Here is a 12,126-nt window from a genome sequence, read left to right as displayed (position 1 = left end):
CAAAACGGCGCAAACTAGCGCCAGTTTTCCCGCAAAGTGTAATACAACATGCCTAATGCCAGCGCTTGATTGCCAAACCATTCATTTAACGGAATACGGATATGGCGCATGGCCGCAAACAAATCAAATTCACGCAATTGCCCATCCATCGCATTGGCCATGATCTCGGCCATAATGTGCGATGTCGCCACCCCATGCCCAGAATATCCTTGGCAATAGAACACATTAGGCGACACTTTGCCGAGCTGCGGGATACGGTTAATCACAATTCCTGCCATTCCGGCCCACGCAAATTCGATATTAATGCCCTTTAATTGTGGAAATGTACGCTCAATTGCAGGCCGTAATTCCGCAGCCACATTTTTAGGATCACGGCCGCTGTAGTTAGTGCCGCCGCCGAACATCAGCCGTTTATCCGCGGTCAGGCGATAGTAATCCAGTACAAAGCGGCAATCGTACACGGCCAAGTCCTGCGGATTGATTTGCAAAGCGATATCATCGGGCAGAATCGCAGTGGCACAATTGCCTAAGGACGCCGGAAATAACATACCGCGCAGTTTTGGACGGGCGAGTTTATGGTAAGCATTACCCGCGATCAGCACACTGTTGGCGCGCACTTTTCCCTTGGCAGTGACAACAGTCGCCACATCGCCTTCTTCAATATCAAGTACGGGTGAGTGTTCAAAGATTAACGCCCCAAGACCTGCTGCGGCGCGGGCTTCACCCAGGCATAAATTGACTGAGTGCAAATGCATGTTACGCCGATTGACTAAGCCGCCGTGATACAAGGGCGAGCCTAAATAGGCAGGCATTTCATCGGCGGATACCAGCGTCATAAATTCACCCATGTCGCGGCGCTGCGCCTCATCATGCATAGCCATAAGCTCTTGCATGTGCTTTGGCTGGTAAGCGGTTTGGATATGACCAAACTTTAAATCACAGTTTATGCCGTACTTGGCCACCCGATTTTTAATTATATCGTGGCCGCGCCAACGCATATTCCACACATAATCTTCAGCTTCATTGCCGATTTGACGGCGCAGCTGTTTTGTCATCGCAACATCGCCGGACAAACTGCCCGTCACCTGCCCACCGTTGCGTCCGGTCGCGCCCCACGCAATTTTATTGGCCTCAATAAGTGCCACTTTATAGCCCTTCTCAGATAATTCCAACGCCGTTGCCACGCCGGTAAACCCACCACCGACAATCGCCACATCGACTCGAATGTCGCCTTCAAGCGCAGGATAATCTGACTCTTGGTCAATGGTGGCATTGTAGTAGGAGGCGCAACGCTCTGCTGGCATGGTCATTCCTTGATGTTGAAAGTTAACTGTTGAAAGTTGATGGCTGAAAGTGAGTGTTAAGTCTTAGTTCTGGGCACTCAGTTCTTCTGGACACTCAGTTTTGGACACTCGTTTTAACACGGCATCATGCCGACGTTGTTTTATATTTTTTACAAGCGTTCAGAATTTGTGAGTATATCTAAGTTGAGATCGAGGTCAACAGTGAATTGCGATAACTATTTTTGCAGGACATGACAAAGGAAGTTGAGCTGACTGCAGGCTCCTTCTTGAAGAACCTGAAATGGAGGTGCTTGAGATGGAAGCTTCTGAAATGGCGGTACCTAAAATTAAGGCACTAAAATTAAGGCTTTAAAATTAAGGTTCCTAAGATTAAGTTACCTAAGATAGAGACTCCGAATGTTAAGGCGCGGCTCATTTTATCTTTTAAGCCTTATACTTTTTGCTGGTTTAAGATAGGCTTGTGCGGCGTCATCCTCTTTTAATCTCAGCAACCTAGAGTCCATTATGCCACTATTACCACTTACCCAATTGCCGTTTTCCCAAGCGTGTGAAAACAACAAAGCGCCGATTTTAGCGGTATTAACACAAGCATTCTCACTCAACCAACATGTGCTCGAAATCGGCAGTGGCACAGCGCAACATGCTGTGTATTTTGCAGCAAATCTTCCCCATTTAATCTGGCAAACCAGCGATCAAGCTGAATATATTGAGGTCATTACCGCAAGGTGTATGCATGAAGGCAAGCTACCCAACGCAGCGGCAAACCTACGCTTACCACTTACCCTTGATGTCACTGTGCCATGGCCGGTGAAGGGACTAACACCTGATATTGATGGCGTATTTACTGCGAACACTTTGCATATTATGAGCAAAAATATGGTTGAAGCGTTTTTTACTGGCCTTGGTCTGTATCTCCCCCAACTCAAGACCCTGTGCATTTACGGCCCCTTTAACTACCAAGGCGAATTTAGCAGTGATAGCAACCGTCAATTCGATGCCTTTTTAAAACAACACAATCCCGCCAGCGGCATTCGCGATATTGAATGGATTTGCAATTTAGCCAGCGAGCAAGGCTTAACGCTGAAGCAAGATGTGGCTATGCCCGCCAATAATCGACTACTACATTTTGTTAGAGGCTAGCTTTTTGTTAAAGGCTCATTTTTTGTTAAAAGCTAGCTTTGGTTTAGTCCGTTTTGGCCTCAGCGGTTCTGTGTCCATAGCTCAGTACTCGAGTGGCTTTCCACTGCTCGTCCTGTTTGCGCCACACAATGACAAAGTCGGCTAGACCTTCACAATTGCCGGTTTCAAAGCTGCAAAAACGATGAGCGCCTTGCTCTATCGCGCCAAACTCTTTCACCGGAAACACTTTCATCGTGCCCGCAACTAACTCGCGGCGGTAATGGCCACAGGCATATTTTTCGGTATTAGCGATCATGTCCTTGCGGTTCCACGTCACGCCACCCGTGTCGTGGTAAAACTCCACATCTTCAGTGAAAAACGCCGCGTGTTTCTTTAGTTCAGCGGGGACGGCGCACTTATTGAAACTGTCGAACACAGCAAAATCCACCGCTGCAATTTGGGTAGATAAAGTGTCTGTAAGTGCAGTAGCGGGCTGCGCAATGTCAGCTTGTGGAGCCCCAGCCGTTTTAACTGATGCTGCTTTAGCTAATGCGGGCGCATCTGTTGCAACAGCAGGTTCGGTAGTGGCGAGTGACAAAGTTAAAACAGTGACTGTGGCTAGGCTATAAAATGCTGGATTCATATTCTCTCCGTAAATATTGGCAATACATTTTGTATGGCGACTATTCACATCACAAACATGAATGCACCACGAAACATAAAGTCACATCGCCAGCAAAGCTTATGCCAGTTAAAATATCCATATTAATCATATTGATATAGCTTCATATTACGTTATGCAGTTTTGTGCGGTGATAGTTTCTGATTATTCTCACTATTTTTTAGTGATTTATCCGACGACAGTCAGACTCAGATCATCATACTCAGTGCCTTGTGCTCAATGCGCTCAATCAGGATGACCATGCTAGCGAGCAACACGTCGAATATACGGGCTATCACACTGTTATTAAATACTAAAAATTTACACTGCCTTTACACAAAAGAGAGACATCCAAGCTTGAAGCTATAATTAAGAATAATTATCATTCGCCAAAATTACCGAAGGAAGAATGATATGCCCCACTTTATCCGTCGCACTCGCCAAACCTCGCATCTATCTCATGCAACACAGACACCTATGTTGAGCCAGCTATCGCGCGCTATTGGTTTATGTTTGTTATTACCTGCAGCATGGGCTAGTGCTGCAAACACGCAAGATACCACTCCAGAAATGGAACGCATGGTGATCACAGCAACACAAACTAAACACTCGGAGCTTTCGGCGCCCGCTTCGGTGTCCGTGATAAACCGCAGTGAACTTGAAGCGCTAGTCATAGACGATCTTGCTAGCGCAGTCCGTTATTTACAGGGTGTGAACATCAGCGAAGGCACGCCCTATGGTCGCAATGAAATCAGCCTGCGAGGTTTAGATTCAGATTACACTTTAATCTTGATTAATGGCCGCCGCATTAACTCCCGCGAAGCATTAACTTCTGGTTATGGCAACGATTTTGACTTGTCCTCTATTCCAATGTCTGCCATTGAACGTATCGAAGTTGTGCGTGGGCCTATGTCATCCCTATACGGCTCAGAAGCTTTGGGCGGTGTGGTTAACGTCATACTGCGTCAACCAACTGAGGACTGGCAAACCAGCGTTGGCGTGCAATACGATGCACCTACCAGTGGCAAGGGTGGCGATAGCACTAAGTACAATTTCTACAGCAGTGGCGCGCTGATCAAAGATAAATTACTGGCAAACTTAATCGTCGACAGCAATAAACGCGATGCATGGCGCTCGGACTTAAAACCCACTATTGATGCGTTAGAAGACAGAGATGAAATCAGCGCCCTCGCCAATTTACAATGGCTGATTGATAACCAGCAAGATCTGCAATTTGACTTAAGTTACGCCAACGATGAACGCGAGTCTGATTGGAATAACTACGGCACGATTCTCACCAATAACCAACAAGCGGAGCGGATAAGTTCAGGTCTGACCCATAATGGCCACTGGAACTGGGGCGATACTCGCCTGCGCTATTACTATGAAAATGTTGAGGTGACTGACGACTCAGCGTTAATCGCCGAGATTGGTAATATCACCCAAACCAACCACAATCTCGACGGTCAAACCACTGTCCTGCTTGGCGATCACATGTTAACCAGCGGTGCAGAATACCGTTGGACCCAGCTCGAAAATAGCCGCAATATTTTAGGTGATGGCACCTTAGACGACAGCCAATCGGCATTGTATCTACAAGATGAATTTAGCTTAGGCGAACTCAATATCACCTTAGGCGGGCGCGTCGATCACCACGATGTGTACGGCACCGAATTTAGCCCACGCTTGTATTTGGTGTATAACTTAAGCTCTGAATGGGTCATTAAAGGTGGTGGCGGCAAAGCCTTTAAAGCGCCAAATATGGCGCAATCCCAAGCCGATTATATTATCCCCGCTTGTCGTGGCGCCTGTACCGTTGCGGGAAATCCTGATCTACAACCCGAAACCTCAGTGAACTACGAGTTATCGACCCAATATCAAACCACGGATTTTGGTGGCTCGATCACCTACTTCCATAACGATGTAGAAAATAAAATTATCACCGAAACTTGGAATAGAGTCCCAGGTACAGTATTAACTTACCAAAACGTGAACGAAGCTAAGATCACTGGTTGGGAATTACAAGCTTGGTACAATTTAACTCAAGATCTCAGCCTAAACGGTAATTACAGTAAAACCGATGCCGAAGATAAGCAAAATGGCGCGCCTTTTACCTTAACACCGGACGACAGCTATAACCTGAAACTGCAATGGCAGGCACTCGATGGTTTATCCACCTTTATCGCCTACCATTATACTGGCGAGCAGTATTTGCGAGCCAATGTCAAATCAGAGGGTTATGGCTCGCTCGATATAGGTGCGAATTATCAAATTAATCCTATGTTTAGACTGAAGCTTGGCGTGACTAACCTAACGGATTCTGAACGTGACCAAGTTGCCACCGACCTTGATTATATTCAAAAGAGTCGCAGTATTTATGCAGGGGTAACAGCAAGTTTCTAAGCTTCACAAGCCAGAAACTAATGTGTAATTATAGCTCTGCTACTCAACATTAAACATCATAGGCGAAGCCCATTTTGGCTTCGCCTATTGTTTAAGAGCAAAATGAATATCACACATCCGACTAGAAAAAGTAAAATCAATATATTTTCTAAAATAGAGAATTTTTAAATAAACATTAAAAATATAAATTGCATAATCCAGATTTAAATCATTAGTCTTTTACATTCTGCAATATAACCTTGATCATACTTTAAAGCTAAAAAATAACTCACCCGTTAACCTTTGATAACGATCAAGGTTTTGTCATATTAAAAAACTATTATACACACGCAAGACTGCTAAAGCTTGAGGTGTAAAATTCTCGACTATTAAACTTACGCACCAAGCAAAAGCGATATTATCTTTCCGTTTATATCACTAATAAAACAGCGAGAAAAATACAGTTCCAACTTCAAGTTACATATTTCATAGCTAGATATGTGATTTACTCGCTTCAGAATGATGATTTAACCAACAATAAAAAAGGAAAATAACATGCTTAAAAAGATGATGCTAATGTGCGCACTGTGCTTTTCAACTAATTTAATGGCGGTATCACTTGCCGACAGTCATTCTGAAAGATCTGACTGTGAATCCTGCCATAAAGATAAAAAACCTTCAGCGGATTATGTTTTTGAAAATCAGCAATGTGTATCATGCCATGGAGAAATGAAAACTCTCGCAGGTGAAGCTCATACTAAACATGATGGCGTTTTAACATGCACCAATTGCCATATCGCTCATCAAGAAAAAGCACCAGCAGATGCTTGCAAAGAATGCCATTAATTCACAAAAAATCTAAAACCAAAGGCCGAAGAATTATTTATTTTGAATGGAACCATTAGGCAGGATGCCACTTGACCCAACCTCCAAGGGTGTTTGCCACCTATTGCTCACAGGTGGCAATTTTTACCTCCGTTTTTATATCCTTACAATATGTGTAACGGCTCAATACTTAGCTCAGAATTCCATATCCGGCAAATAGGACAAGTTTACGTATGCTAGGTAAGCCATAGACGACTCTCAGGGGATTGTTCTCAAAAACGCCAATGCCTTTTCTAGGTCACGGGTGCGCGCCATCGGTGGAAGCGAGTTTAAAAAAGCTTGGCCATAGTAGCGATTCACAATGCGATTATCGCAAAGGATCAGCACACCGCGATCTTTTTCATCGCGAATGAGACGGCCAACACCTTGTTTCAGCGCAATAATCGCCTGCGGTAACGACACTTCAGTAAAAGGATCGAGTCCCTGACGACTCACATTGTCGGCTCGGGCGCGATACAGGGGCTCATCGGGCGACACAAAAGGTAATTTGTCGATAATCACGCAGCTTAACAATTTACCGCGCACATCCACCCCTTCCCAAAAACTACTGGTGCCGAGCAATACCGCATTGCCAAGTTGGCGAAACTTAGTCAGCAGACTCTGTTTACCCGCTTGGCCTTGTACCAGCAGCGGATACTGAGTGCGAGTTCGCAGTGCCAGCGCCGCTTGTTCGAGCATTTTATGGCTGGTAAATAAAATAAAAGTCCGTCCCTGCGCCGCATCTATCGCTTGCACGCACACATCCACCAACTGCTTTAACGCTTGCTGTTGATTGGTCACGCTCCCAAGTTGTCTCGGCACACAAAATACCGCTTGGCGGGGATAATCGAAGGGACTGTCGAGAATACTTTGCTGCGCATCAACGATACCCATTTCTCGGGCAAAATGAACAAGACTGCGGTTAACCTGCAAAGTTGCCGAGGTAAATATCCAGCTGGTTTCGGGCACAAATAACTGTTGGCACTCACGGGCAATATTGATTGGTGAAATTCGCAACACCACAAAGCGACTACCAAATTCGATGCTGTAGGCCGCCAGATTATTATCGCAGTTAAAAAACACACTGAGCTTGTTATTCAACTCAGCCAACTTAATGGCGATATCATCTAACAATTCACTGCGGCCAATATGTGCCATTAATAAATTCTGCAGCGCGGTTAATTCCGCTAATAAATCCCATGACGCCGCCGCGAGCGCTTTATTGCCCAGCACTAAACGCCAATCGGATTCGCCGCAGGAATATAACTGATTATGCCAATCACTTAATTTAGCGAGGCAACGCTGGCAAAATTGGGCGAGTTGCCCAGTATCACTGAGTTCAGTCTGATAAATAGCGAGTAGCTTTTGAATGAAATCATCGATAGTACGACTCGAACATTGCTGGCCAAAATAGTTAACGCAAATATCGGGTAATAAATGCGCTTCATCGAAAATCACCACATCAGGATCGGGTAATAACTCGGCAAAGCCCGTGTCTTTCAGTACACTATCGGCGAAAAATAAATGGTGGTTAACCACAATAATTTTGGCATCCAGAGCACGGCTGCGCGCCTTGCGGGTAAAGCAGGCATCGTAAAAATCGCAGCGCTTACCAATACAGCTTTCCTTAGTACTGACCACAAGCGGCAGCGCCGAAGAATTCTCAGGCACTGAGGTTAAGCCGCCAATATCACCATCTTTACAGGTGCTCGCCCACTGATTAATTTTCAACAAATCATCCAACAAACGCGCATCGATATGCGTCGCCTCGCTCATTTGCTTATCGAGTCGCCACTGGCACAGATAATTATTGCGGCCCTTTAGTAGAGCCAGTTTAGGCTCAATCCCCAACATGGCGACCAGCGCGGGTAAGTCTTTAAAAAACAACTGCTCTTGCAAGTTTTTACTGCCCGTACTGACGATGACTTGCTTACCGCTCAATATCGCGGGGATCAAATACGCAAAGGTTTTACCTACCCCCGTACCCGCCTCAATCACCACATTGCCCTTCGCCGCTATCGCCTCACTCACTTCCTGTGCCATCTGCATCTGGCTTGTTCGCGCACTAAACCCTTGAATATGTTTAGACAATACTCCATCGGGCAAAAATGCGCGTTGCACTTCGGACGCGAGTCGACTCACCGCAGCGGCGTCTTTTAAGGCAGCAGGCTTAGCGACTATTTCTTTTTCTTTAGAGAAAGCATGCTTTGAGTTAGGTTGGCGGGAGCGAGTCAAAGGGAAAATCTATCCTTTATCAAGGTGTTAGGAAACGTTAGTGAAAACAGTACTGCAAGCCGCTGCCGTAAACTATAACGTCAAGCTTAACAGCTCGAAGCATTATGCTGATTTGAGATAAGACTACAAGTTAGTAAGGATAATTTCACGGGAACTTTCCATCGCGCCATACGAGAGACGGCATTAAATCCGTTCATTATGAGTAAGTCAGTTTTGACACAAAGCAATACAAAAACTTATGATTTATGAGGTTTTTCCATAGATCTAGTGAATACTAAGAATCGAAAACAAAAAAGCCTTATTTTTCGACAAGGCTTTAATCATTTGATGAAGCGAAGACATTGATCAGCGATACACGCTGGTGACTTTCGATAATACATTAGCTCAAACTTTTATCGTTAGTAGGTGTCAACTATAACGATGAGCTAATGTCTAACAACTAAAATGCGTGTGGCCCTACTCACTTGATAGACACAACCACACTTATACATATTTACCGCATCCAAATAATAACGCAGGGGATAAATCCCCTGCTTAACACCATTAATCCCTACGGCTACCGTAGTAATCGTGCAGTTCGTTTTCCCATTCAACATCTTTCATATTGGGCCAATGGCCTTTGTCAAACCCCGGCGCCGTTTTGAGTCGCTCTAATGATATGTCCATGACAAAACATTTTTGCTCATGATTAAGTGTCAGCATCTTCCAAGGCACAGCAAACAGCTTTTCTCCAAAGCCAAAATAAGTACTGAACGACAGTACCGCATACCCGACGTGGCCCGTTTCCACTTCAAGCATAATTTCTTTGATATCCCCTAAGGTTTCACCAGAATTATTAACAACATTATTGCCGATCAGTGTTTCAGCGCCCATCAGATATGGGCCGGGTCCTTGTGCCAATGATGGAGAAGCGAACTGTGGATTGTTGTAAATGCCGTAAACATCGCGATCATGATAATTCATTTTGTTGACCTCTTTATTAGCGCAGCCCATGAAACTGGACAACGGAATAAGTGAAATACCAAACGTTGGTTTCGAATTGAACATGTCCGTCATTGGACATAAATTAGAGTATGCATCTCTACAATCACTCGCTCTGTTCGGCATATCGCTTATCAGGTAATGCGAATATAAACACATCGACTCCTCAGATCCCTGTAAGTGCGCCACCGTACCGACATCCCATTTGCTACGGCACAGACTCATGTTACCCAGTGCAAAATTGCCCCGGTATCAGGAAGATTAGCCATGTCAATTGCGACTATTTTATTAATTATTTTAATTTTGTTATTTCTCGGCATGCTCCCCACTTGGCCCCATAGCCGAAACTGGGGTTATCGTCCTGGTGGACTTATAGGCATAGTGCTACTGGTACTGATCATATTGCTGTTAACGGGACGCGTTAGCTAATCCCCCATTTTTACTCTTTATCAAAAAGGATAATCTGATGAGAACAATTAAAATGTTAAGTATCTTCCTGCTGGCTCTAGGCTTAGTCGCCGTGGCCAGTTGCAGTTCTGCATACAACAAAGAAGGTACTGGCGAGTATTTAGATGACAGTGTGGTCACCACCAAAGTGAAAGCTGCCATTTTAAACTTAAGTGTGGCCGAGATTAATGTTGAAACCTTTAAAGGCGTGGTCCAGCTCAGCGGGTTTGTTAAATCGCGTGAAGATATCAATACTGCGGTAAAACTAGCAAGCAAAGTCCCCGGCGTTATTTCAGTCAAAAACGATATGCAACTGAAATCTGGCGCACCTTCACCGCAACTAAAAAACTAGTCATTTAATCTCCATCATTCCGCAGCCCCGTTCTGATGCTGCGGCCCTTCTTTTTGCAGCAGATTTTCTGGTGCCAAGTCAATGCCACCACAGGTTGAACCGCTATGCCCACTCAACACCAAGACACATTAGCCCCACAAATTCAGAACCGATTAATCCGTCATCTGCCAGTGGTGGAACAAGCGGATTTATTATCGCAAGCTGAGTTAGTCCAACTTAACTTTGCCGACTTACTGTGCAAGCCTGGCGAGTCATATCAATATGTCTATTTTCCCTTAACGGCTTTTATTTCTTTGATTGCTAAACTCCCCAAACATCCGGCATTGGAAATGGGTTTGATTGGTTACGAAGGTATGCTTGGAGCGACGACTTTGCTGGGCACTCAGCAAGTGCCTTCAGAGGCGATCATCCAAGGTTCTGGTCAAGCTTGGCGGCTCCCCATTGAAACCTTTGAAGACTTACTCGCTCAAAATACCAATCTGAAGCAAATAGTAGAGACTTATCTATACACCTTGTTATGCCAATTATCACAAAATGCAGTCTGTGCCCATTTTCACTCCATTGAGTCTCGGCTAGCACGTTGGTTGCTAATGAGTCACGACCGAATTCAGACTGATGAGTTATATCTAACCCATCAATTTTTAGCCGACATGCTGGGTGTTAGGCGAAGCAGTATTACCGAGGCCGCAGGCAATTTACAGACCCAAGGTAGCATTTCATATAATCGTGGGCGATTACATATTCTTGATCGGCAAGCTCTACTTGCCCGTTGCTGCAGTTGCTATCACTCAATGCGCACTTAAGTGCATATTGTCCACTCAACGATTCAAAAAACCTGCCATTATGTTCGCTACCGTACATAGCATAGGTGTTTCTCGCTGTAACCTGAGTTAGCGACATCACCAAACAAGGACACGCTATCATAATGGACACACTAGAACTGAAATCTGTATCAGAGCGACCGCCACCGGAAACTTACTTCCCGCCAGAATCCAATCGGTTGTTATGTGAATTGCCAGAAGAAGTCAAACAACGTATTTTCCCGCATCTGGAACTGGTTCCATTAGAACTCGGACAAGTAGTCTGTGAAGCAGGCTCAAAGCAGCGTTATGTGTATTTCCCGCTGGACTCGATTATTTCGCTGCTGTATGTGATGGAAAATGGGGCATCCGCTGAAATTGCCGTGGTTGGTAATGATGGTATGGTCGGCGTTGCACTGTTTATGGGAGGAGAAAGCACGACGAGTCGCGCTGTAGTGCAAAGTGCTGGCGTTGCCTATCGCTTGTTTGGTCAGCGGCTTAAAGACGAATTTAACCGTCATGGCGCCCTGCTCCATCTGTTACTGCGTTACAGTCAGGTGCTACTGACCCAAATGGCCCAGACCGCGGTTTGCAATCGCCACCATAGTATTGAACAGCAACTGTGTCGTTGGTTACTACTTTCGATAGATAGGCTGCCCGATGATCGCGTGCTGATGACACAGGAATTGATTGCTAATATGCTCGGCGTACGCCGTGAAGGTGTCACCGATGCGGCAGGCAAACTGCAGCGCATGGGAATTATCAATTACAGTCGTGGGAATTATCAATTACAGTCGTGGGAATATTGAAGTGGTCGATCGCGCGTTACTAGAACAAACCTGTTGTGAATGTTACACGGTCGTTAGGCAGGAATCAGAACGGCTGATGCCACCTAAACAAGCGCAGCAAACATAAACCTACAGTGAATATAAGAATACAGTAACAATAGGAAGTGCGTTAAAAAGGAAGTGTTTTAAAAAC

At 45.1% G+C, this 12,126-nt stretch carries 10 protein-coding genes and 1 pseudogene; 7 read left to right on the top strand and 4 right to left on the bottom strand.

Annotation, left to right across the window (positions count from 1 at the left end; translation table 11 throughout):
• Positions 1-14: 14 nt before the first annotated feature.
• Positions 15-1,304: an NAD(P)/FAD-dependent oxidoreductase gene (locus tag L5M71_RS04465; protein ID WP_263205234.1), complete on the bottom strand. Its 1,290-nt coding sequence runs from the start codon at positions 1,302-1,304 to the stop codon at positions 15-17.
• A 504-nt stretch (positions 1,305-1,808) separates the two neighbouring features.
• Between L5M71_RS04465 and L5M71_RS04460 the strand changes: the two genes are divergently transcribed.
• Positions 1,809-2,444, top strand: a complete 636-nt coding sequence (locus tag L5M71_RS04460; protein WP_263205236.1) for a class I SAM-dependent methyltransferase — start codon at positions 1,809-1,811, stop codon at positions 2,442-2,444.
• Between the two features lie 43 nt (positions 2,445-2,487).
• On the opposite strand, the gene L5M71_RS04455 is transcribed toward L5M71_RS04460, so the two are convergent.
• Positions 2,488-3,066, bottom strand: a complete 579-nt coding sequence (locus L5M71_RS04455) for a nuclear transport factor 2 family protein (RefSeq protein ID WP_263205238.1) — start codon at positions 3,064-3,066, stop codon at positions 2,488-2,490.
• Between the two features lie 432 nt (positions 3,067-3,498).
• On the opposite strand from L5M71_RS04455, the gene L5M71_RS04450 reads away from it, so the two are divergent.
• Together L5M71_RS04450 and L5M71_RS04445 are read left to right on the top strand one after the other, a co-directional pair.
• Entirely contained in the window at positions 3,499-5,487 is a 1,989-nt protein-coding gene (locus tag L5M71_RS04450) for a TonB-dependent receptor domain-containing protein (protein ID WP_263205240.1), read from the top strand.
• Between the two features lie 534 nt (positions 5,488-6,021).
• Complete coding sequence (locus L5M71_RS04445; protein ID WP_028759787.1) at positions 6,022-6,312, top strand: cytochrome c3 family protein; 291 nt, start codon at positions 6,022-6,024, stop codon at positions 6,310-6,312.
• A gap of 237 nt (positions 6,313-6,549) precedes the next feature.
• On the opposite strand, the gene L5M71_RS04440 is transcribed toward L5M71_RS04445, so the two are convergent.
• Both L5M71_RS04440 and L5M71_RS04435 read right to left on the bottom strand, forming a co-directional pair.
• Positions 6,550-8,565, bottom strand: coding sequence for an ATP-dependent DNA helicase (locus L5M71_RS04440; protein WP_263205243.1), 2,016 nt, complete (start codon positions 8,563-8,565; stop codon positions 6,550-6,552).
• 543 nt (positions 8,566-9,108) lie between these two features.
• Entirely contained in the window at positions 9,109-9,528 is a 420-nt protein-coding gene (locus L5M71_RS04435) for a PRC-barrel domain-containing protein (RefSeq protein ID WP_028760076.1), read from the bottom strand.
• A 285-nt stretch (positions 9,529-9,813) separates the two neighbouring features.
• Between L5M71_RS04435 and L5M71_RS04430 the strand changes: the two genes are divergently transcribed.
• The 4 genes and pseudogenes from L5M71_RS04430 to L5M71_RS04415 all read left to right on the top strand — a co-directional run bounded on the left by L5M71_RS04430 (position 9,814) and on the right by L5M71_RS04415 (position 12,060).
• Positions 9,814-9,975: a DUF3309 family protein gene (locus L5M71_RS04430; protein ID WP_081729035.1), complete on the top strand. Its 162-nt coding sequence runs from the start codon at positions 9,814-9,816 to the stop codon at positions 9,973-9,975.
• Between the two features lie 37 nt (positions 9,976-10,012).
• Complete coding sequence (locus L5M71_RS04425) at positions 10,013-10,345, top strand: BON domain-containing protein (protein WP_263205246.1); 333 nt, start codon at positions 10,013-10,015, stop codon at positions 10,343-10,345.
• Positions 10,346-10,449: 104 nt separating this feature from the next.
• Positions 10,450-11,148, top strand: a complete 699-nt coding sequence (locus tag L5M71_RS04420; protein ID WP_263205248.1) for a Crp/Fnr family transcriptional regulator — start codon at positions 10,450-10,452, stop codon at positions 11,146-11,148.
• Between the two features lie 122 nt (positions 11,149-11,270).
• Positions 11,271-12,060 (top strand): annotated as a pseudogene (locus tag L5M71_RS04415) (Crp/Fnr family transcriptional regulator).
• The last annotated feature ends 66 nt before the right edge of the window (positions 12,061-12,126 follow it).

The sequence above is a fragment of the Shewanella sp. SW1 genome (assembly GCF_025653545.1).
Classification (GTDB): Bacteria; Pseudomonadota; Gammaproteobacteria; order Enterobacterales; family Shewanellaceae; genus Shewanella; species Shewanella oncorhynchi.
The sequence above is the reverse complement of the archived record's forward strand: the minus strand, read 5'-3'. Positions and strand labels throughout refer to the sequence as shown.

Excerpts from the sequence above, each read along its gene's own strand:
- L5M71_RS04450 (WP_263205240.1), top strand. The coding sequence starts at position 3,499 with ATGCCCCACTTTATCCGTCGCACTCGCCAAACCTCGCATCTATCTCAT.
- L5M71_RS04420 (WP_263205248.1), top strand. The coding sequence starts at position 10,450 with ATGCCCACTCAACACCAAGACACATTAGCCCCACAAATTCAGAACCGA.
- L5M71_RS04430 (WP_081729035.1), top strand. The coding sequence starts at position 9,814 with ATGTCAATTGCGACTATTTTATTAATTATTTTAATTTTGTTATTTCTC.
- L5M71_RS04460 (WP_263205236.1), top strand. The coding sequence starts at position 1,809 with ATGCCACTATTACCACTTACCCAATTGCCGTTTTCCCAAGCGTGTGAA.
- L5M71_RS04455 (WP_263205238.1), bottom strand. The coding sequence starts at position 3,066 with ATGAATCCAGCATTTTATAGCCTAGCCACAGTCACTGTTTTAACTTTG.
- L5M71_RS04425 (WP_263205246.1), top strand. The coding sequence starts at position 10,013 with ATGAGAACAATTAAAATGTTAAGTATCTTCCTGCTGGCTCTAGGCTTA.
- L5M71_RS04465 (WP_263205234.1), bottom strand. The coding sequence starts at position 1,304 with ATGCCAGCAGAGCGTTGCGCCTCCTACTACAATGCCACCATTGACCAA.
- L5M71_RS04445 (WP_028759787.1), top strand. The coding sequence starts at position 6,022 with ATGCTTAAAAAGATGATGCTAATGTGCGCACTGTGCTTTTCAACTAAT.
- L5M71_RS04435 (WP_028760076.1), bottom strand. The coding sequence starts at position 9,528 with ATGAATTATCATGATCGCGATGTTTACGGCATTTACAACAATCCACAG.